The organism is Luteimonas sp. R10, from assembly GCF_045689605.1.
Classification (GTDB): domain Bacteria; phylum Pseudomonadota; class Gammaproteobacteria; order Xanthomonadales; family Xanthomonadaceae; genus Luteimonas.
Map to the genome: position 1 here is coordinate 1,296,102 of NZ_CP141262.1, position 20,655 is coordinate 1,316,756.

Sequence of the window (20,655 nt, forward strand, 5' to 3'; positions counted from 1 at the left end):
ATGGCCCAGACCATTGAGATCAAGGTGCCGGACATCGGCGACTTTTCCGACGTGCCGGTGATCGAGGTGCTGGTCGCGCCTGGCGACCGCGTGGACAAGGACCAGGGCCTGATCACCCTGGAATCCGACAAGGCGACCATGGAGGTGCCCTCGTCCGCCGCCGGCGTGGTCAAGGAGGTGAAGGTCGGCGTCGGCGACCGCGTGTCCGAGGGCAAGGTGGTCGTGCTGCTCGAGGCCGAAGGCGCGAAAGAAGGCGCCGCCGGCGACGACGGCAAGACGAAGACGTCGGACGCGGGGGCGTCCGACGCCCCGGACGGCGGGCCTTCGAAGCCGCCGGTCGCGAAGTCGCCGGGCGCGCCGGCAGAACCGCCAGCGGTCAGGCCGGCCGCGCACAGCGGCCGCCAGGCCGACATCGAATGCGCCCTGGTCGTCCTCGGTTCCGGTCCCGGCGGCTACACCGCGGCGTTCCGCGCCGCCGATCTCGGCCTCGACACGGTGCTGGTCGAGCGCTACCAGGCGCTCGGCGGCGTCTGCCTCAACGTCGGCTGCATCCCCTCCAAGGCGTTGCTGCACGCCGCCGCGGTGATCGACGAGGCTGCGCATGCCGCCGACTACGGCATCGACTTCGGCAAACCGAAGATCGCGCTCGACGGCCTGCGCGGGCACAAGGACAAGGTGGTCGGCCAGTTCAACAAGGGCCTGGCCGGCATGGCCAAGCAGCGCAAGGTGCGCGTGGTCACCGGCAACGGGGCGTTCGTTTCGCCCAACGAGCTCGAAGTGCAGGGCGACGACGGCAAGACCCGGCTGGTCCGCTTCGAGCAGTGCATCATCGCCGCCGGCAGCCAGGCGCTGAAGCTGCCGGGCTTCCCCTGGAACGACCCGCGCGTCATGGATTCGACCGATGCGCTCGAGCTGACCGACATCCCGAAGAAGCTGCTGGTGGTCGGCGGCGGCATCATCGGCCTGGAGATGGCCACGGTGTACCGCGCGCTCGGCAGCGAGATCACCGTGGTGGAACTGGCCGACCAGCTGATGCCGGGCGCCGACAAGGACCTGGTCAAGCCGCTGGCCGACCGGCTGAAGAAGCAGGGCGCGGCGATCCACCTCAAGACCAAGGTAGTCGAGGCCAAGGCGCAGAAGAACGGCATCGCCTGCACGTTCGAGGGCGAGAGCATCCCCGATGGCAAGCTGTTCGACCGGGTGCTGGTGGCGGTGGGCCGGGTGCCGAACGGCGCGAAGATCGACGCCGACAAGGCCGGCGTGCGCGTGGGCGAGCGCGGCTTCATCGACGTCGACCGGCAGATGCGCAGCAACGTGCCGCACATCTTCGCCATCGGCGACGTCGTCGGCCAGCCGATGCTGGCGCACAAGGCGACGCACGAGGGCAAGTTGGCGGCGGAAGTGGCTGCCGGCGAAAAGAAGGAGTGGGTGGCTCGGGTGATCCCGTCGGTGGCCTACACCGACCCCGAGATCGCCTGGGTCGGCGTGACCGAGACCGAGGCGAAGGTGACGGGCATCAAGGTCGGCGTGGGCAAGTTCCCGTGGGCGGCGTCGGCGCGCGCGGTCGGCATCGGCCGCGGCGAGGGCTTCACCAAGCTGCTGTTCGACGAGGCCACGCACCGGGTGATCGGCGGCGCCATCGTCGGCCCGCACGCCGGCGACCTGATCGCCGAGGTCGCGCTGGCGATCGAGATGGGCGCCGAGGCGGCCGACATCGGCCACACCATCCATCCGCACCCCACGCTCAGCGAATCGGTGGCGATGGCGGCCGAGGTCTACGACGGCACCATCACCGATCTCTACCTGCCGAAGAAGAAGCCATGAGGGCCGCCGCGATTTGCGTGCTGGCGATCGCCTGCCTGCAGGCCGGTGCGGCGTCGGCGATTGCGGTGCCGCCGAACCACGTCCGGAGCTCGAGCTTCGATCGCTGTCCCGGTGGGCGCGAGTGGTGGCAGTCGCGGCTCGACGAGCAACGCGCCGAACGAATGCGGCCGATGCCGACGAACCCCGCGCTGCGCGATCGACTGGTCGCGCTGGCCGCCGGAGACATGGAAGGGGCAGCGCATGCAGCGGCAGATGCGGCCGACGCGGCAGCGGCAGCGGCAGCCGACGCAGCGGTGTCGGCAGGGGAGGCGGGTTCCAATGCGGGAAGGCATCTCCCGCCCGCTTCGCCGCGAGATGCCGCGCGCCTTGCGCGGCTGCAGGTCATCATCGATGGGCGAAAGCCGCCGACGGCCGCCGAGATAGGTCGCGACGGAATGGATGCACTCATTTCGATTGTTGAAGAATTTCACTCGCAGCCGCAGTTCCAGCTGCGCCTGGGCGAGGCGCTACTGGGCGCACGTGACCAGGGCGTGGGCCATGCATTCAAGCGCCGCACGGCTGAAATGGTGGATCGCGCCCTAGACGACCTCGATAAACCGCAGCGTTACGGGACGCTCTTTACGCGCGATGAACAGAACCGGATCGTTCTTCAGCAACCTGTCGAGAGCGAAGCGGGCCTGGAGGCGCGGCGAGCGGTTTTGGATTTGGTTCCGCTACCGCTCGAGATCTGCATGCGTCGCGATAGCGACAGCAGCGAGCGCTGGCCGCCGTTTTTCTGATTCGCGTGCCGCCAAGTCCCGGCCGGGCATCGGGCATGCTTTGCGGTCGAGGCGGCCGATCAGGATCGCCGCAGGAGCATGGAGGCGAGGGAAGCCGCGGCCCTTCCGGTAGGGTGTCGCGACTTCCGTCGCTCCCACAAGTGCGGGCGTTCTCACCGATTTCCATCACGTCCGGCTTCGCCGCGAATGCGACGGCCACGCCTGGCGGTCCATCTTTTTTGTTATGGGAGCGACGGAAGTCGCGACTTGCCCGGCGGCTCGCGACCGGCCTCCGAGGCCGTCATGGCTATCGCTCCCGCAGCCGAACAGGCTTGACCCGCATGCATCCGCGACGGAAAACGTCGGTCGCCGGGATGTGACCCATTGCGCCATCCCGGCGGGCTCCGGTCGCGCTTTTGGCGCGACTAGGGCAAACCCCATCTGGGCAGGCCGTCCGCGTGTGCTCTACTCGAATCGACACCGCGCCGCCTGCCGGCGGCGCGCTTCGGGGCGGGGGGATCGGCAACGCGCGGATTCGCGCAGAGGGAACAGACATGAGGATTCGATTCGGACACCGCATGGCGGCGGCACTGCTGTGCGCCATGACCGCCGCGACCGTCGCGCACGCACAGACGCGACCGCTGCAGCAGGGCCCATCGCCGGCCGAGCGCGCTCGGCCTGGAAGCGACGAGGCGGCGCTGAGCGAGCGGTTGCGGCAGGAGGAAGCCCGCCTGCGCGCCGAGCGCGCGGCGTACCCGGACCATTTCCGCCGCGCCTATGCGGCCTACCCACGCATCCCCGCCGGTGCGCTGGAGGCGATCGCCTACGTGCAGAGCCGCTGGCAGTCGCTGGCACCCACCGCGGAGAACCACGGCCACCACCACATGCCCGATGCGCACGGGGTGATGGGCTTGTACGCCGGCGACGGCTTCGCCGACCAGGTCGGCGAGGCGGCCGCGCTGCTGGGCGTGCCCGCCGAGCGGATCGAGCGTGACCCGGCGACCAACATCCTTGCCGCCGCGGCGCTGCTCGACCGGCATCTGCGCGGCAAATCCGTGTCCGACCCCGAATCGCTGGCCCCGGAGCTGGCCCGCTACGCCGGGTTCGGCCAGGCGCCGGGCGACAGCGCGATCGGCGACTACGCCCGCGCCAGCTTCGCCTTCGACGTGCTGCTGGCGCTGGACCGCGGCGTGAACGAGAAGGGCATGGTGGTGCCGGAACGGCCGATCGCCTGGGAGCGGGCGTTCGACGCCGAGACCCTGGCCCGGCTCGGCGCGCCGTTCGTGCGCCTGGACGTGGAAGGCGATCGCATCGAAACCGAACATTACGCGATCGATCCGGTCAGCGAGCGCCTGGTGCGCAGGCCGGAAGCCGCCAAGGCGCCCGACATGCAGCCGCTGAGCACCGACTACGGCCCGGCGATCTGGAACCCGGCGCACTCGTCGAACTACACCGCATCGCGCAGCGCGTCGGTGAGCGCGGTCACCATCCACACCGCCCAGGGCAGCTACGCCGGCACCATCTCTTGGTTCAAGAATTCCTCGGCCAACGTCAGCGCCCATTACGTGATCCGCAGCTCCGACGGCCAGGTCACGCAGATGGTGCGCCACGGCCACACCGCCTGGCACGTGCGCAACCACAACAGCTACACCCTCGGCATCGAGCACGAGGGCTACGTCAACAACAGTTCGTGGTACACGACGGCGATGTACAACGCCTCGGCGGCGCTGGTACGGCACTTCTGCGCCAGCTACAGCGCGATCAGCTGCACCGCGGCCTACAGCGGCGCGCCCAGCAGCGGCATCAACGTGCTGCCCACCAGCGTCAGGATCAAGGGCCACCAGCACTTCAGCGGCCAGACCCATACCGATCCCGGCATCAACTGGAACTGGAGCCGCTACTACGGCCTGCTCAACCCGGGCAGCGGCGGGACCACGCAGTACCTCGACCGCTTCGAGTCCAGCGTCGGCCACTTCAACACCAGCCCGGCCTACTCGGGCAGCACCACCGGCATCTCGACCGCATCGACCGCGAGCCGCGACTGCAGCAACCGCCGCAACGGCAACTGCTCGCTGCGGGTGCTGTTGAAGGACAACGCCTCGAGTTCGGCGAACTGGGCGGTGCGGCTGCTGTCCGGCGCCGGCAATCCCGGCAGCAACGTGGCGCTGGCCCGGGCCAACGGCCGCGTCGGCTTCTGGGTCTACTCGGGCGGCAGCGGCATGAGCGTGGGTGTGGGGATCGACGACAGCGACGGTACCGAGCGCTCGGTGAGCCGTTCGCTCCCGGCCAACCAGTGGACCTACGTCGAATGGAGCCTGACCGACGCCGCGCAGTGGAACGCCTGGGTCGGCGGCGCCAATGGCGCGATCACCGCGGGCACCGTCAGGCTCGACGCGATCTGGCTGTACCGCGCGCAGACCAGCTACGACGTCAACGTCTACGTCGACGACGTGCAGATCCGCAACTGACGCCATCGCGCATGCGTGCCCGCGCGGCCTGGCGCATTCCTAATGGATGGGTCGTCAGAACCGGATCGTCATGCCCGCCAGTGGACCGTGCACCTTCAGCCGGCCGGTGAGCCTGCCGGCGTAGTCGAGCCGGTCCACGTCCGGCACGTCGCCGGTTTCGAGGCTGCCGTCGAAATCGTCGGCGAGCTTGAGCCGGAACCAGTCGTAACCGACGTGCACGCCGACGCGTTCGGTGATCCGGTATTCGGCCAGCAGCCCGCCGCGCTCGAAATGGCCCTTCTCCTCGAGGAAATCGCCCCAGCGCGCATCGAGGTACTGGCCCTCGAGGCTGAGGTGCCATCGCTCGTTCGGCGCCCAGGCCAGCCGCGTGTGCAGGCCTGGCGACCATTCGCTGCGCTTCCAGCGCAGGCTGGCCGATTCGGCGTCGAACTCGTCGGTGGCGGTCGAGGCGACGTCCAGCCGCGTCTCCAGCCGCGCGTGCGTCACGCCGAGGCCGACGCCCCACTGGAAGGTCGGCGTGTCCACCGCAGCGAACTCGTAGTTGAGGTTGGCCAGGGCGAATTCGAAGCGCGCATCGGCGGCGACCTCGGGGATCTCCACCGGATCGCCGGGAAGGCCCGGTCCACCGGGCAGGTCGCCGGGGTCGAAGTCGCCACCGCCGAAGGTGCGCCCGCGACTGCGCTCGTAATCGTAGAAGTTGCCGATCAGGCGCTGGCGTTCGCTGAGGCGCACGCCGATCGAGCCGCGCGGGCGCCACTTGCGGCCGAGATCGAACTCTGCGCCATCGTCGAAGGTCGCGGTATCGGTGCCGTCGGTGACGGTGCCGGCGGCGTCGAAGCCGAGCGTGGCCTCCGGATTGAAGGCGCTCAGCCGGAGGATGAAACGGTCGTCGTTGGCGTAAGCGGGCAGCGTCGACGCCGCGCCCGCCACGCACAGCCCGAAGGCGAGGCGTGGGATGCGGATCATCAAAGAGGACTCCGAATTGTGTGGGAGCGGCACCATCCATTGCAGCGCCACGGGAGCGATTGGGCCGCAACCACGATGCAGTCGATGTGAAGCCGCACGGCGTCGGCAGGGGAGCGCCAGCGGCGGGAAATCTTCGCGGGCGCGGCCATGCGCAACCCGTGCGCGCGCCCGCTGCAGCGGCATGCGGGCGGGCGACCGGGGGCGGCGGCGAAGCCCGTGCGCACCAGGCCAGCGACCGGCGCCGCGGAAAACGTGACGGGCATCGCTTCGCCGACAAGAAGAAGCCCCGACCGTGAGGCCGGGGCTCTTGAAGCCCGCCGCGGAGATTCGACGAGGATGGACGACGGGCACGAGGACTGACCGGCGCGGGCGCCGAAGGTTCCGTTCCCGGCGCCGCCTCGCGGCGTTCGATCCGGCGTGACTTCCTGTGGCGGCGCCTGTTGTCAGGGCGCATGGCGGGCCGCCGGGGCCGACTTCCGGCGCTTGCCGCTGAAAACGCCCGACTGCTATACTTTTGCGGCTTTGCAGCCCCCCAAGCACGATAAATCCCGACCCGACCGGACCCGCCGTGCCGCCTTCCTGCTGCCGTTGGTCCAGATCGCGATCGGGCTGATCGGCGCGGGGTTACTGGCGGTGCTCGCCGGCGGTTCGTCCGCGGCGGCCTTCCTCGCCGGCGCTGCCGTGGTCGCGACCGGTTTCGCGGCCTTCGGCTGGCGGACCGCGGGACGCTCGCCGGTGGCTCCGGCCGGACGCATGTTCATCCGGCTGCTGGTGGGGGTCGTGCTGAAGTGGGGTGTGATCGGCGCTGGTCTGGCCCTGGCCATGGCAAGTGCCGCGCTGCCTGCGGGATTCGTGCTGGCGGGCGCCCTGGTCGCGTTCCTGGCGTACATGTTGAGCTTGCCCTGGTTGCTTCGATGACTCCTGCCGATCTCCTCCGCGTTGCCGGCGACAGCCCCAGCGAATACGTCACCCATCACCTGCAGCACTGGCAGGTCTCGATCGGCGAGGGCGCGTTCTGGACCCTGAACGTGGACAGCCTGCTGATCTCGCTGCTGGTGGGAGTGCTGGCCATGGGCACCTTCTGGCTGATGGGCCGTCGTGCGACCGCCGGGGTGCCCTCGAAGTTCCAGGCCTTCATCGAGATCGTCGTCACCTTCATCGACACCCAGGTCAAGGACGTGTTCCACGGCAACCGCCGCTTCGTCGCGCCGGTGGCGCTGACCATCTTCGTCTGGGTCTTCCTGATGAATGCCCTGAAGATGATCCCGGTGGACTTCTTCCCGGGCGTGGCCGCCGCCGCCGGACAGCACTACTTCCGCGCCGTGCCGACCACCGACCTCAACATCACCGCCGCCATGGCGGTCATGGTGCTGCTGCTGATGTTCGGCTTCGCGGTGAAGTCGAAGGGCGCATTCGGGTTCGGCAAGGAGCTGTTCACCGCGCCGTTCCATGCCAGCAGCGGGCCGATGAAGGCAGTGCTGGCGCTCCCGAACTTCGGCCTCAACGTGATCGAGTACCTGTCCAAGCCGGTCAGCCTGGCGATGCGATTGTTCGGCAACATGTACGCCGGCGAGCTGGTGTTCCTGCTGATCGCGCTGCTCGGCATGGCCGGCGGCAACATGCTGCTGGAGGCGGGCATGGGCGCCAAGGCCGGCGGCGCGCTGGCCTTCGTCGGCGCGGTCGCGGCCGGTGCGGCCTGGTCCATCTTCCATATCCTGGTGATCACGCTGCAGGCCTTCATCTTCATGATCCTGACCGTGGTCTACCTGTCGATGTCGTCCGAGGCGCACTGACGCTTCCGGATCTCCCGTTACCCTTCTCCCCATCACCTGCTACCTGCCAGAGGAATCACCATGGAAGTCACCGCTCTCATCGCCGCCGTCCAGGGCTACACCGCGCTCGCGATCGGCATCATCATCGGCCTGGGCGCCCTGGGCGCCTGTATCGGCATCGGCATCATGGGCTCGAAGTTTCTCGAGAGCGCCGCGCGCCAGCCGGAACTGGTGCCGATGCTGTCGGGCCGCATGTTCCTGCTCGCCGGCCTGATCGACGCGGCGTTCATCATCGGCCTGGCCATCGCGCTGTTCTTCGCGTTCGCCAACCCGCTGCTCAGCGCCATCGCCGGCGCCTGATCCGGCTTCCGGAAACCGCGCACGCCGGAACCGGCGTGCGCGGCGAAGGTCGGGCGTCGCCGACGCCCGTTCGCCAATAGCGGAGCAACACGATGCAAATCAATGCAACCTTCCTGGGCCAGGGCATCGCGTTCGCGATCCTGATCTGGTTCAGCTGGAAATTCATCTGGCCGCCGCTGATGCGCGCGATCGAGGAGCGCCAGCAGAAGATCGCCGAGGGTTTGGCCGCCGCCGACAACAGCCAGAAGGCGTTGGCGCAGGCGCAGGAAAAGGTCAACGAAGAGCTCAAGGCGGCGCGTGCCAAGGCCAACGAGATCATCGAGCAGGCCCACCAGCGCGCCAACCAGATCGTCGACGCGGCCAAGGCCGAGGCGATCGCCGAGGGCGCGCGCCAGAAGGCGCTGGTCGACGCCGAGATCGAGGCTTCGGCCAACCGCGCCCGCGAGGACCTGCGTCGCCAGGTGTCGCTGCTGGCGGTGACCGGCGCCGAGAAGCTGCTGCGCCGCGAGATCGATCCGGCCGCGCACAAGGCGCTGCTCGACGAGCTGGCCGCGGAGATCTGATCCGATGACCCAGGCCCTCACGCTCGCCCGTCCGTATGCCCGCGCCGCGTTCTCGATCGCGCGCGAGGCCGGCGCTTTCGCGCAGTGGTCCGATGCGTTGGCATTCTCGGCGCGCGTGGCCGCGGATCCGCAGGTCGCCGGCCTGCTAGGCCACCCGCGGCTCGACGACGCCGACGCGGTGGCGCTGCTGTCGCCCGGAGGCGACGGCGCCGGCCAGGCGTTCGCCGATTTCCTGGCGCTGCTGGCCGAGAACCGGCGGCTGGCGTTGCTGCCCGAGATCGCCGGCCAGTTCGAGCAGCTGCGCGCCGACGCCGAGCGCATCGTGCGCGCCAGGGTGACCTCGGCGTCCGAGCTGCCGGCCGGCGAGCTGGAAGGCATCCGCGCGGCGCTGAAGAAGCGCTTCGGCCGCGAGGTCGAGCTGGAGACGGCGGTCGACGAGGCCCTCATCGGCGGCGCGGTGATCGCCGCCGGCGACGTGGTCATCGACGGCTCGCTGCGCGGCAAGCTGGCGCGGCTGCAGTCGGCGTTAGCAAGCTAACGCGGGATTCGGGATTGGGGATTCGAAAGAGCAACCGCAACCGCTTTCGCGAATCCCGAATCCCCCCTCCTGAATCCCGAAACAAACATCGAAGCCGCGAGACTGAATCGCGACACACGATCTAGGACCCACACCATGGCAACCACCCAGCTCAACCCCTCCGAAATCAGCGAACTGATCAAGGCCCGCATCGACAAGGTCAAGCTGGCCGCCGAGGCGCGCAACGAAGGCACGGTCACCTCGGTGTCCGACGGCATCGTGCGCATCCACGGCCTGGCCGACGTGATGCAGGGCGAGATGATCGAGCTGCCCGCGTCCGACGACGGCAGCGACACCTTCGCGCTGGCGCTGAACCTGGAGCGCGACTCGGTCGGCGCGGTGGTGCTCGGCGACTACGAGCACCTGCGCGAGGGCGACGTCGCCAAGACCACCGGCCGCATCCTCGAGGTGCCGACCGGTCCGGAGCTGCTGGGCCGCGTGGTCAACGCGCTGGGCGAGGCGATCGACGGCAAGGGTCCGATCAACGCCGCGGTGACCGCGCCGGTGGAGAAGGTCGCTCCCGGCGTGATCGCGCGCAAGTCGGTGTCGCAGCCGGTGCAGACCGGCTACAAGGCGATCGACTCGATGATCCCGATCGGCCGCGGCCAGCGCGAGCTGATCATCGGCGACCGCCAGACCGGCAAGACCGCGGTGGCGATCGACGCGATCATCAACCAGAAGGGCACCGGCGTGAAGTGCATCTACGTCGCCATCGGGCAGAAGAACAGCTCGATCGCCAACGTGGTGCGCAAGCTGGAGGAGAACGGCGCGATGGGCCATACCATCGTGGTCGCCGCCTCGGCCTCCGAATCGGCCGCGATGCAGTACATCGCCGCCTACGCCGGCTGCACCATGGGCGAGTACTTCCGCGACCGCGGCGAGGATGCGCTGATCATCTACGACGACCTGTCCAAGCAGGCCGTCGCCTACCGCCAGATCTCGCTGCTGCTCAAGCGCCCGCCGGGCCGCGAAGCCTATCCGGGCGACGTGTTCTACCTGCACAGCCGCCTGCTCGAGCGTGCGGCGCGCGTGAACGAGGATTACGTCGAGAAGTTCACCAATGGCGAGATCAAGGGCAAGACCGGTTCGCTGACCGCGCTGCCGATCATCGAGACCCAGGCCGGCGACGTCTCGGCGTTCGTGCCGACCAACGTGATCTCGATCACCGACGGCCAGATCTTCCTCGAGACCGACCTGTTCAACGCCGGCATCCGCCCGGCGGTGAACGCCGGCATCTCGGTCTCGCGCGTCGGCGGCGCGGCGCAGACCAAGATCATGAAGAAGCTCTCGGGCGGCATCCGCATCGCGCTGGCGCAGTACCGCGAACTGGCGGCCTTCGCGCAGTTCGCCTCCGACCTGGACGAGGCCACCCGCAAGCAGCTCGAGCGCGGCCAGCGCGTGACCGAACTGATGAAGCAGAAGCAGTACGCGCCGATGCCGGTCGCCAACCAGGCGCTGTCGATCTACGCGGTCGACAAGGGCTACATGGACGACGTGCCGGTGCCCAAGATCGGCGCGTTCGAGGAGGCGCTGCACGCGCACTTCGCCAACACCGCCGGCGAGCTGATGGACAAGGTGAGCGCGAGCGGCGACTGGAACGACGAGATCGAGGCCGGGTTCAAGAAGGGCATCGAAGAGTTCAAGGCTACCGGCTCATACTGAGCCGGCGGGATTAGGGATTAGGGATTCGTAAAAGCGGCGGTTCGCGGGTGGAAGGGGCATTTGCCCTCGCCAATCCCGAATCCCGAATCACGAATCCCGGCGAGCGGAGCGAGCAGAATGGCCGGCGGCAGAGAAATCAAGACCAAGATCAAGAGCGTGCAGAACACCCGCAAGGTGACGCGTGCGCTGGAGATGGTTTCGGCCTCCAAGATCCGCAAGGCGCAGGAGCGGATGAAGGCCTCGCGCCCGTACGCGCGGGCGATGAAGCAGCTGATCGGGCACCTGGCGCAGGCCAACTCGGAGTTCCGGCATCCGTACCTGGTCGAACGCGAGCAGGTCAAGCGCGTCGGCTACCTGATCATCTCCTCCGACCGCGGCCTGGCCGGCGGCCTCAACAACAACCTGTTCCGCAAGCTGCTCGGCGAGATCCGCCGGCACCAGCAGCAGGGCGTCGAGGTCGACGTGGTCACCATCGGCCAGAAGGCGACCGCCTTCTTCCGCCGGATCAAGGTGAACATGCTCGCCAGCGTCACCCACCTGGGCGACACGCCGCAGGTCGAGCAGCTGGTCGGTGTGATCAAGGTGATGCTCGACGCCTACAGCGAGGGCGGCATGGACCGGGTGTTCCTGGTCTACAACGACTTCGTCAACACCATGACCCAGCGCGCGGCCTTCGACCAGCTGCTGCCGCTGCCGGCCTCGGACGAGGCGGTCGCGCGGCACGACTGGGACTACATCTACGAGCCCGACGCTGAGGGCGTGCTGGAGCACGTGCTGACGCGCTACATCGAGTCGCTGGTGTACCAGGCGGTGATGGAGAACGTCGCCTCCGAGCACGCCGCGCGCATGGTGGCGATGAAGGCGGCCAGCGACAACGCCACCAAGCTGATCGACACGCTCAACCTGTCCTACAACAAGGCCCGCCAGGCGGCGATCACGCAGGAGATCTCGGAGATCGTCGGCGGCGCCGCGGCCGTCTGACGACGGCCGCCGTGATTCGGGAATCGGGATTAGGGATTCGGAAGAGCAGCGCCCCCGCGCTTTTACGAATCCCCAATCCCAAATCACGAATCTCGAAACAACAAGTACGCCGGTGAGAACCGGCAACGAAACAAGTAATCGGAGCGACACAAAATGAGCAACCAGGGCAAGATCGTCCAGATCATCGGCGCCGTCGTCGACGTCGAGTTCCCGCGCGAGAGCGTGCCGCGCGTGTACGACGCGCTGAAGGTCAAGGACACCGCGATCACGCTGGAGGTGCAGCAGCAGCTCGGCGACGGCGTGGTGCGAGCGATCGCGCTGGGCTCCACCGACGGGCTCAAGCGCAACCTGATCGCCGAGAACACCGGCAAGGCCGTTTCGGTGCCGGTCGGCGCCGGCACGCTGGGCCGGATCATGAACGTGCTGGGCGAGCCGATCGACGAGATCGGCCCCGTCGAGGCGACCGAACACTGGGAGATCCATCGCGCGGCGCCCAGCTACGAGGACCAGGCCGCGACCGGCGAGCTGCTGGAAACCGGCATCAAGGTCATCGACCTGATGTGCCCGTTCGCCAAGGGCGGCAAGGTCGGCCTGTTCGGCGGCGCCGGCGTCGGCAAGACGGTCAACATGCTGGAGCTGATCAACAACATCGCCACGCAGCATTCCGGCCTCTCGGTATTCGCCGGCGTCGGCGAGCGCACCCGCGAAGGCAACGACTTCTACCACGAGATGATCGAGGCCGGCGTGGTCAAGCCGGACAACTTCCCCGAGTCCAAGGTGGCGATGGTCTACGGCCAGATGAACGAGCCGCCGGGGAATCGCCTCAGGGTGGCGCTGACCGGCCTGACCATGGCCGAGTACTTCCGCGACGAGAAGGACGAGACCGGCAAGGGCCGCGACGTGCTGTTCTTCGTCGACAACATCTACCGCTACACCCTGGCCGGCACCGAGGTCTCGGCGCTGCTGGGCCGCATGCCGTCGGCGGTGGGCTACCAACCCACGCTCGCCGAGGAGATGGGCGTGCTGCAGGAGCGCATCACCTCGACCAAGACCGGTTCGATCACCTCGATCCAGGCCGTGTACGTGCCCGCGGACGACCTGACCGACCCGTCGCCGGCGACGACCTTCGCGCATCTGGACGCGACCGTCACACTTTCGCGCCAGATCGCCTCGCTCGGCATCTATCCCGCGGTCGACCCGCTGGACTCGACCAGCCGGCAGCTCGACCCGAACGTGATCGGCAACGAGCACTACGACACCGCGCGCCGCGTGCAGGCCACGCTGCAGAAGTACAAGGAGCTCAAGGACATCATCGCCATCCTCGGCATGGACGAGCTGTCGGAAGAGGACAAGCAGGCGGTGTCGCGCGCGCGCAAGATCGAGCGCTTCTTCTCGCAGCCGTTCCACGTCGCCGAGGTCTTCACCGGCTCGCCGGGCAAGTACGTGCCGCTGAAGGAGACCATCCGCGGCTTCAAGGGCATCGTCGACGGCGAGTACGACCACCTGCCGGAACAGGCCTTCTACATGGTCGGCAGCATCGACGAGGCGCTGGAGAAGGGCAAGAAGATCGCCGCTTGACGGCCGGGATTAGGGATTCGGGATTGGAGATTCGAAAGGGCGGTTGGATTCATGGGTCGTTGAGGATGCGCGGGCATTTTCTTTACGAATCCTCAATCCCGAATCCCCAATCCCATCGAACGAGCGAAGCGAGAGAGACATGACCACCATCCGTTGCGACATCGTCAGTGCCGAGGCCGAGATCTTCCACGGCGAGGCCACGCTCGTGGTCGCCACCGGCGAGCTGGGCGAGCTCGGCATCGCGCCGCGCCACGCGCCGCTGATCACCCGGCTCAAGGCCGGCAAGGTCGTGGTCACCCAGCCCGATGGCAGCCAGCTCGACTTCGCCATCGGCGGCGGCATCCTCGAGGTGCAGCCGCAGGTGGTGACGATCCTGGCCGACACCGCGATCCGCGCCGACGACATCGACGAAGCCGCCGTGAAGGCCGCCAAGGAGGAGGCCGAGCGCGTGCTCGCCGGCCGTGGCGAGGCGATGGACGTCGCCGAGGCGCAGCAGAAACTGGCCGAGGTCACGGCGCAGCTGCAGGCGCTCGAGCGCCTGCGCAAGAACCTGAAGCACTAGGGGGTCGGGATTGGTGATTCGTGATTGGTGATTCGTAAAAGCCCAGCCCTCTCCGTTCAGTGAGAAGTTGCGGCCGCGCGCCTGCGCGGACCAGTGACATGAGGAACGCCGGCCACGCGCCGGCGTTTCGCTTTTGGGCCAGGACGTCGTGCTTGAAGCCGTCGCCGCAATGGAGATCGGCCCGTTTTTCATGTGGAAGCGGCTTCAACGACAGACAGGGGGCTTTACGGCGTGTCGCGATCCATGCGCACACGGCCGGAGCGCAGCGGTGCGGGCGTCGCGGCTTCCGTCGCTTCCACAACGGTGCCGCGCTTCACAAGTGAGTGGAGCGCGTGCCGCAATGCTTCTCCTGTAAGCCGTCCGCGGGCCACTGCAGCTCAGGGCGTGATTTTGTGGGAGCGACGGAAGTCGCGACGCAGGTGCCGGTTCGGGCCGAGGTGGGCACCTGCGACCAGGATCCATCTGCCACCACTTGCGCAGCCATCGGCGGCGGCATACGGTCGGCGCCGGGATCACACCAAGACGCGGGGGAGATCGCAGATGCAGCAATGGCATGCAACGGCGGCGGCAGGACTGTTTGCCGTGGCAATGGCGACATGTCCCCTCATCGGGCTTGCCCGCACGGCCGCCCCGCAGCAGGCGGCGGACGGCGAAGGCGCCGCATCCCACGCCCCGCGCCCGCGCGCGCGCGAGGCCGGCATCGTCATCGGCACCCTGCCCACCGGACCGAGCAACGCCATCGTCGACGTGCCCGGCGTCGCCGTCGGACACGCCACGATCGTCGAGGGCGACGCCATCCGCACCGGGGTGACCGCGGTGGTCCCGCACCCGGGCGATCTGTACCGTGAGCGCGTTCCGGCCGCGATCCACGTCGCCAACGGCTACGGCAAGCTGCTGGGCGTGACCCAGGTGCGGGAATTGGGCGAGCTGGAAACCCCGATCCTGCTCACCGGCACGCTCGGCGTGTGGAAGGCGGCCGACGCGCTGGTCGAATGGATGCTGGACAAGCCGGGCATGGCGCAGGTGCGCTCGCTCAATCCGGTGGTCGGCGAAACCAACGACGGTTTTCTCAGCGATATCCGCGCGCGGCCGATCCGGCCCGGGCATGTGCGACAGGCGCTCGAGACGGCTTCCAACGACAACGTCGAGGAAGGTGCGGTTGGCGCCGGCACCGGCACCGTCGCGTTCGGCTGGAAGGGCGGCATCGGCACCAGTTCGCGGCGGCTGCCCGACGCCGCCGGCGGCCATACCGTCGGCGTACTGGTGCAGAGCAACTACGGCGGAGACCTCGTCATCGCCGGCGTGCCGGTCGGCCGCGCGCTGCCGGATCCCGCGGGTTTCGGCGCGCCCGCCGCAACCGCCGCGGCCGACCGCCCGCCCGCGGCCGGCGACGGCAGCATCATGATCGTGGTCGCCACCGACGCGCCGCTCGATGCGCGCCTGCTGCGGCGCCTGGCCGCGCGCGCGATCGTCGGCCTCGGCCGCACCGGCGCCTCGATGTCGAACGGGTCCGGCGACTACGTCATCGCCTTCTCCACCGCCGTCGACAGCCGCATGCATGCCGGAACCCGCGAGCACCGGCCGCGGCTGCTGTCCAACGATGCCATGGACGGGCTGTTCGCCGCCGCCGCCGAAGCGACCGAGGAGGCGATCGTCAACTCGCTGTTCCGCGCCACCGGCGTCAGCGGGCATCGCGGCACAGTGCCCGCGTTGCCGCTGGAACGGGTGCTGCCGCTGCTGCAGGCCGCGCCGTCGCCGTAGGACGAGTCGGCGTTCGCTTCCCGCAAGCCGTTTGTAGGAGAGGAGGGGCTTCGGCCCCGGCGCGGCGCAGGCCGGCGGCGGAAGGAAGTGCCTGTCGCTGTTCGCCCTCGCAACGCGCGGCGGCGCGTTCATCAGGACTGCTACTCAGAAGTCTGCTTGGCGCGGCGCGGCGCGCCTCAGCGCTTGTAGATCCAGTGCCGCGACAGCACGAACCCCACCGCGCCCAGCGCGATCTCCACCAGCGGCTTGGCCAGCCAGGCCCACTGCAGTCCGAGATAGTCGTCGACCTGCCCGATCGCCCAGGTGCTGACCAGGGTCGTGCACACCCACATCAGCAGGAAACGCTGCAGCTGGGTGCGCCCGAGCGCGGTGTCCTCGCCGGCGAAGGTGAAGCGCCCGTTCATCCAGTAGCCGAACAGCGCACCGCAGATGCGGCCGACCACGTTGGCCTGGCGCACCGGCAGGCCGGCATGGCTGAGCGCCACCATCACCGCCCAGTCCAGCAGCCACTGCAGGCCGCCGATCACCAGATAGCTGCTGGATTGTCTGGTCAGGCTCAACGGTGCGGATCCGGCGCGTGGATTGCGGCGCGGGCCGCGGGCGGGAGAAAGTATCGGGCGTGGACGGTCATGGCGCGATGATCGTGAGCTGCCGCATGCTAGCAGCGGTGCCCGTTAGAATTCCGCAATCTTCCGTTCCGGAGCCGCCATGAGCCTTCCCCTGCACGTCGTCATTCTCGCCGCCGGCGAGGGCAAGCGGATGCAGTCCGACCTGCCCAAGGTGCTGCAGAAGGTCGCAGGGCGACCGATGCTGGCGCACGTCATCGACGCCGCGCGCGTGCTGCGGCCCGCCGGCATCCATATCGTCCACGGCCACGGCGGCGAGCAGGTGCGCGATGCGTTCGCCGACCAGCCCGACCTGTACTGGGCCGAACAGGCGCGCCGTCTCGGCACCGGCCATGCCGTCCGCCAGGCGATGCCGGACGTTCCCGATGGCGCCCAGGTGCTGGTGCTGTACGGCGACGTACCGCTGCTCACCACCGAGTCGCTGCGGCGGCTGCGCGAGGTGGACAGCCGGCTGGCGGTGCTGGCGGCCGAACTCGACGACCCCAGTGGCTACGGCCGCATCGTGCGCGACTCCGAAGGCCACGTCGCCGCCATCGTCGAGCAGAAGGACGCCGACGACGAGCAGCGCCGCATCCGCATCGTCAACACCGGCATCCTCGCGGTCGAGGCGACCGCGCTGAAGGGATGGCTGGAGCGGCTGTCGAACGACAACGTCCAGGGCGAGTACTACCTGACCGACATCTTCGCGATGGCCGCCGACGAGTTCAGCGCCGCCGAGATCGTGATGGTCGACGATCCGCTGGAGGCCGAAGGCGCGAACGATCCGTGGCAGCTGGCGCAGCTCGAGCGCGCCTGGCAGCTGCGTGCCGCGCGTGCCTTGTGCGTGCAGGGCGCGCGCTTCGCCGACCCGGCGCGGATCGACATCCGCGGCACGGTGACGGTGGGCCGCGACGTGGAGGTCGATGTCGACGTGGTGTTCGAGGGTGAGGTGCACCTGGGCGACGGCGTGCGCATCGGCCCGTTCTGCCGCCTGAAGGACGTGCGCCTGGCCGCCGGTACCGAAGTGCGCGCGCATTGCGACCTGGACGGCGCCGTCACCGAAGGCGTGGTCACGATCGGCCCGTTCGCGCGACTGCGCACGGGCACCGTGCTGGCCGACGGCGCCCACATCGGCAACTTCGTCGAGACCAAGAACACGACCGTCGGCGTCGGCAGCAAGGCCAACCACCTCACCTATCTCGGCGACGCCGCCGTCGGCGCCGGCGCCAACATCGGCGCCGGCACCATCACCTGCAACTACGACGGCGTCAACAAGTTCCGCACCACCATCGGCGATCGCGCCTTCATCGGTTCCAACGCCTCGCTGGTGGCGCCGGTCGCCATCGGCGACGACGCCACCACCGCCGCCGGCTCGGTCATCACCAGCGACGTGCCGGCCGGCAAGCTGGCCGTCGCGCGCGCCAGGCAGGCGATCATCGAGCACTGGAAGCGGCCGAAGAAGAGGTAGGAGCGCGCCGCAGGGGCGCGACCCGGCGTGCCCGACGACGTTGGTCGCGCCCCTGCGGTGCGCTCCTACAGGGGCAGGCTCAAGCGGGCAGGACGATGCTCACGCACAGCCCGCCGCCGTCGCGGTTGAGCAGGGAGATGCGGCCGCCGTGGGCCTCGCTGATCTCGCGCGCCAGCGCCAGCCCCAGCCCGGTGCCGTGGCGCTTGGTGGAATAGAACGGCAGCAGCGCGTTGGCCAGCACCGCCTCGTTCATGCCGCTGCCGCGGTCGAGCACGTCGATCCGCCAGGCGTCCGGCAGCCGCCGCAGCGACAGGCGCACAGCCTCGGCCGGCGAGCCCGATTCATGGGCGTTGCGCAGCAGGTTGATCAGGCACTGCTCGAGCTGCGCGACATCGAAACGCGCGTGGCCGTCGGCGCCGTTGCCGTCGAAGGCGAACGCCACCTGGTGGCGCAGCCGCTCGACGAAGCCGGCCCACTGCACGTTCTCCTTCCGCGGCGAAGGCAGCTTGGCGAAGCGCGCATAGTCGCGGAGGAAGCCCTCCAGGTGGCGGGCGCGCTCCTCGATCGTGCGCAACGCGCCCGGCAGCTTGTCGTGCTGGCCGCGGCGCAGCAGCTCCGCGCCCGAATGCGCCAGCGAGGCGATCGGCGCCAGCGAATTGTTGAGCTCGTGGCTGATCACCCGGATCACCTTCTTCCAGGTCTGCACCTCCTGGCGGCGCAGTTCGGCGGTCAGCTGCCGCAGCAGCACCAGCTCGTGCGCGCGGCCGTTGAGCCGGAACACCCGCCGCGAGAGGTGGTAGATCTCCTCGCTGTTCTCGTCGCCGACGGTGAACATGCCGTCGCCGCCGCGGGCGAAGGCGTCGCGCAGCGCTTCCGGCGCCGATGCCAGCAGCGCGTCGAAGGACTGGCCCTCGAGCCGGCGGCCGTCGCCGAGCAGCTTGCGCGCGGCGATGTTGCCGTGGACGATGCGGCGGCCGGAATCGAGCAGCACCATCGCCACCGGCGTGTTCTGCACCATGGTCTCGAGCAGCAGTTCGCGCTGCACGATCTCGGTGCGCTGCTCGCGCAGCACGTCGCCGAGGCGGTTGTGCGCCGCGACCAGCTCGATCAGCTCGCTGTACCGGTTCCAGGTGATGCCGAAGTTGAAGTCGCCGTCACGGTAGCTGTCCACGGTGCCGGCGAGCGCGCGGAACAGCGCGCGCAGCGGCACGATGGTGCGCCAGAGCGCCACCGCCAGCGCGCTTCCGACCAGAGCGGCGGCGACTGCCGCGGCCGGCCAGGCCGGCAGCCACGTCGAGAGCAGGGCGGTGGCCGCCGCCGTCGCGACCACGCCGGCGGTGGTGAGCGCGATCAGCCGGATCGCCAGCGGCAGGACCCGAAGGATGCGCATCAGCTTCGCGGAATGCCGAGCTTGTCCATGCGCCGGTACAGCGCCTGGCGCGAGAGGCCGAGATCGGCGGCGGCCTGCGCCAACACGCCATCGTGGCGGCGCAGCGCCGCCTCGATGCTGCCACGGCCGGGCTCCTCCGCCGTCGATGTGGCGGACGTCGCGCCGGTGGCCGGCCGTGCCGGCGCAAAACCGAACGCCTCGGCCTCGATCGTTGCCGAGGGCGACAGCAGTGCCGCGCGCTGCACGGCATTGCGCAACTCGCGCACGTTGCCGGGCCAAGGGTGGCGCAGCAACGCGCGTTCGGCATCGCGGCCCAGCGTCTTCCCGGCCGGCAGGAAGTGCCGCGCCAGTGGCAGGATGTCGTCCTGCCGTTCGGCCAATGGCGGCAGCTTCAGTTCGATCGCGTTGAGGCGGTAGTACAGGTCCTCGCGGAAGCTTCCCGCCGCGATCGCCGCCGGCAGGTCGGTATTGGTCGCGCTGACCACGCGCACCTTCACCTGGCGCTCGCGGTTGGAGCCGAGGCGCTCGAAGCGCCCGGTCTCCAGCACCCGCAGCAGCTTCATCTGCCCGGCCGGCGGCAGATTGCCGATCTCGTCGAGGAACAGGGTGCCGCCGTCGGCGGCCTCGAACTTGCCCTCGCGTGCCTTGTTGGCGCCGGTATAGGCGCCGGCCTCGGCGCCGAACAGTTCCGCCTCGATCAGTTCGCCCGGCAGCGCGCCGCAGTTGAGGGCCACGAACGGACCGTCGCGCACCGCCGAGTTCGCATGGACGATCTCGGCGTACTTCTCCTTGCCGGCGCCGTTGGGACCCGTGATCAGCACCGGCAGTTCGGAACGCGCGACCTGGCAGGCCAGCGACAGCACGCGTTCGCTGGCGCTGTCGGCATACACGATGCCGCGCAGGTCGTAGTCGCGCTCCAGCGCTTCGCGGTGGCGACGCGCGCCGTCGCGGTGACGCGCCAGCTCGCGCCGGGTCTCGGTCAGTTCCAGCAGGTTGTGCACCGTGGTCAGCAGCTTGTGATCGTCCCAGGGCTTGGCCACGTAGTCGGCGGCGCCGGCCTTGATCAGGTCGACCGCCGACTCCAGGTGGGTCCAGGCGGTCAGCAGGATCACCGGCAGCTCGGGGTGGTACTCGTGGATCGCGCGGAACAGTGCCGCGCCCTCGTCGCCGGAGGTGGTGTCGGCGCGGAAGTTCATGTCCTGGACGACGAGATCGACCGGCGTGTGCCGCAGCGTCTCCAGGGCGGCCTCGGGCGAGTCGACCGCGACCGTATCGATGTCGTGCAGCGAGAACAGCAGGTCGAGTGCGGTAGCGACGGCGGGATTGTCGTCGACGACGAGAATCGTGGACATGTTGGTCG

The 20,655-nt window shown here is 69.0% G+C and carries 18 protein-coding genes; 14 read left to right on the forward strand and 4 right to left on the reverse strand.

The window, feature by feature from the left end; translation table 11 throughout:
* The 3 genes from lpdA to U3649_RS05555 all read left to right on the forward strand — a co-directional run bounded on the left by lpdA (position 1) and on the right by U3649_RS05555 (position 5,050).
* A complete protein-coding gene (lpdA, locus tag U3649_RS05545; protein ID WP_407353879.1) occupies positions 1 to 1,824 on the forward strand; it encodes a dihydrolipoyl dehydrogenase in 1,824 nt (607 codons plus the stop codon).
* Positions 1,821 to 2,603, forward strand: a complete 783-nt coding sequence (locus U3649_RS05550) for a hypothetical protein (protein ID WP_407353880.1) — start codon at positions 1,821 to 1,823, stop codon at positions 2,601 to 2,603. The genes lpdA and U3649_RS05550 overlap by 4 nt, the downstream gene beginning before the upstream one ends.
* A gap of 533 nt (positions 2,604 to 3,136) precedes the next feature.
* Positions 3,137 to 5,050 carry an N-acetylmuramoyl-L-alanine amidase gene (locus U3649_RS05555; RefSeq protein ID WP_407353881.1) on the forward strand — a complete coding sequence of 638 codons (1,914 nt, stop codon included), beginning with the start codon at positions 3,137 to 3,139 and terminating at the stop codon, positions 5,048 to 5,050.
* 54 nt (positions 5,051 to 5,104) lie between these two features.
* Here the strand turns inward: U3649_RS05555 and U3649_RS05560 are convergent, their stop codons facing one another.
* Positions 5,105 to 6,016, reverse strand: coding sequence for a hypothetical protein (locus U3649_RS05560; protein WP_407353882.1), 912 nt, complete (start codon positions 6,014 to 6,016; stop codon positions 5,105 to 5,107).
* 483 nt (positions 6,017 to 6,499) lie between these two features.
* Between U3649_RS05560 and U3649_RS05565 the strand changes: the two genes are divergently transcribed.
* The 10 genes from U3649_RS05565 (at position 6,500) to U3649_RS05610 (ending at position 15,832) form a co-directional block, all read left to right on the forward strand.
* Positions 6,500 to 6,934, forward strand: a complete 435-nt coding sequence (locus U3649_RS05565) for a hypothetical protein (RefSeq protein ID WP_407353883.1) — start codon at positions 6,500 to 6,502, stop codon at positions 6,932 to 6,934.
* Positions 6,931 to 7,809, forward strand: coding sequence for a F0F1 ATP synthase subunit A (atpB, locus tag U3649_RS05570; RefSeq protein WP_407353884.1), 879 nt, complete (start codon positions 6,931 to 6,933; stop codon positions 7,807 to 7,809). Before U3649_RS05565 ends, atpB begins: the two co-directional genes overlap by 4 nt.
* Before the next feature lie 60 nt (positions 7,810 to 7,869).
* The gene (atpE, locus tag U3649_RS05575) at positions 7,870 to 8,148 is read left to right on the forward strand and encodes a F0F1 ATP synthase subunit C (RefSeq protein ID WP_407353885.1); all 279 of its coding nucleotides are present in this window, start codon (positions 7,870 to 7,872) and stop codon (positions 8,146 to 8,148) included.
* Positions 8,149 to 8,240: 92 nt separating this feature from the next.
* Entirely contained in the window at positions 8,241 to 8,711 is a 471-nt protein-coding gene (locus U3649_RS05580; RefSeq protein ID WP_407353886.1) for a F0F1 ATP synthase subunit B, read from the forward strand.
* 4 nt (positions 8,712 to 8,715) lie between these two features.
* Positions 8,716 to 9,249 (forward strand): F0F1 ATP synthase subunit delta, encoded by a 534-nt coding sequence (locus U3649_RS05585; RefSeq protein WP_407353887.1) that lies wholly within the window; start codon positions 8,716 to 8,718, stop codon positions 9,247 to 9,249.
* A 135-nt stretch (positions 9,250 to 9,384) separates the two neighbouring features.
* Positions 9,385 to 10,950 carry a F0F1 ATP synthase subunit alpha gene (atpA, locus tag U3649_RS05590; RefSeq protein ID WP_407353888.1) on the forward strand — a complete coding sequence of 522 codons (1,566 nt, stop codon included), beginning with the start codon at positions 9,385 to 9,387 and terminating at the stop codon, positions 10,948 to 10,950.
* A gap of 117 nt (positions 10,951 to 11,067) precedes the next feature.
* Entirely contained in the window at positions 11,068 to 11,931 is an 864-nt protein-coding gene (gene atpG, locus U3649_RS05595) for a F0F1 ATP synthase subunit gamma (RefSeq protein WP_407353889.1), read from the forward strand.
* A 153-nt stretch (positions 11,932 to 12,084) separates the two neighbouring features.
* Positions 12,085 to 13,509 (forward strand): F0F1 ATP synthase subunit beta, encoded by a 1,425-nt coding sequence (gene atpD, locus U3649_RS05600; protein ID WP_407353890.1) that lies wholly within the window; start codon positions 12,085 to 12,087, stop codon positions 13,507 to 13,509.
* Positions 13,510 to 13,648: 139 nt separating this feature from the next.
* Positions 13,649 to 14,071, forward strand: a complete 423-nt coding sequence (locus tag U3649_RS05605) for a F0F1 ATP synthase subunit epsilon (protein WP_407353891.1) — start codon at positions 13,649 to 13,651, stop codon at positions 14,069 to 14,071.
* 588 nt (positions 14,072 to 14,659) lie between these two features.
* On the forward strand, positions 14,660 to 15,832 hold the full coding sequence (locus tag U3649_RS05610; RefSeq protein WP_407353892.1) for a P1 family peptidase: 1,173 nt from the start codon (positions 14,660 to 14,662) through the stop codon (positions 15,830 to 15,832).
* Positions 15,833 to 16,008: 176 nt separating this feature from the next.
* Here U3649_RS05610 and U3649_RS05615 read toward each other — a convergent pair whose 3' ends face one another.
* A complete protein-coding gene (locus tag U3649_RS05615; protein ID WP_407353893.1) occupies positions 16,009 to 16,392 on the reverse strand; it encodes a GtrA family protein in 384 nt (127 codons plus the stop codon).
* 148 nt (positions 16,393 to 16,540) lie between these two features.
* On the opposite strand from U3649_RS05615, the gene glmU reads away from it, so the two are divergent.
* Positions 16,541 to 17,905 (forward strand): bifunctional UDP-N-acetylglucosamine diphosphorylase/glucosamine-1-phosphate N-acetyltransferase GlmU, encoded by a 1,365-nt coding sequence (gene glmU, locus U3649_RS05620; RefSeq protein WP_407353894.1) that lies wholly within the window; start codon positions 16,541 to 16,543, stop codon positions 17,903 to 17,905.
* Positions 17,906 to 17,984: 79 nt separating this feature from the next.
* Here glmU and U3649_RS05625 read toward each other — a convergent pair whose 3' ends face one another.
* Together U3649_RS05625 and U3649_RS05630 are read right to left on the reverse strand one after the other, a co-directional pair.
* Entirely contained in the window at positions 17,985 to 19,295 is a 1,311-nt protein-coding gene (locus tag U3649_RS05625; RefSeq protein ID WP_407353895.1) for a sensor histidine kinase, read from the reverse strand.
* Positions 19,295 to 20,647 (reverse strand): sigma-54-dependent transcriptional regulator, encoded by a 1,353-nt coding sequence (locus U3649_RS05630; protein ID WP_407353896.1) that lies wholly within the window; start codon positions 20,645 to 20,647, stop codon positions 19,295 to 19,297. The genes U3649_RS05625 and U3649_RS05630 overlap by 1 nt, the downstream gene beginning before the upstream one ends.
* Between the last annotated feature and the right edge of the window lie 8 nt (positions 20,648 to 20,655).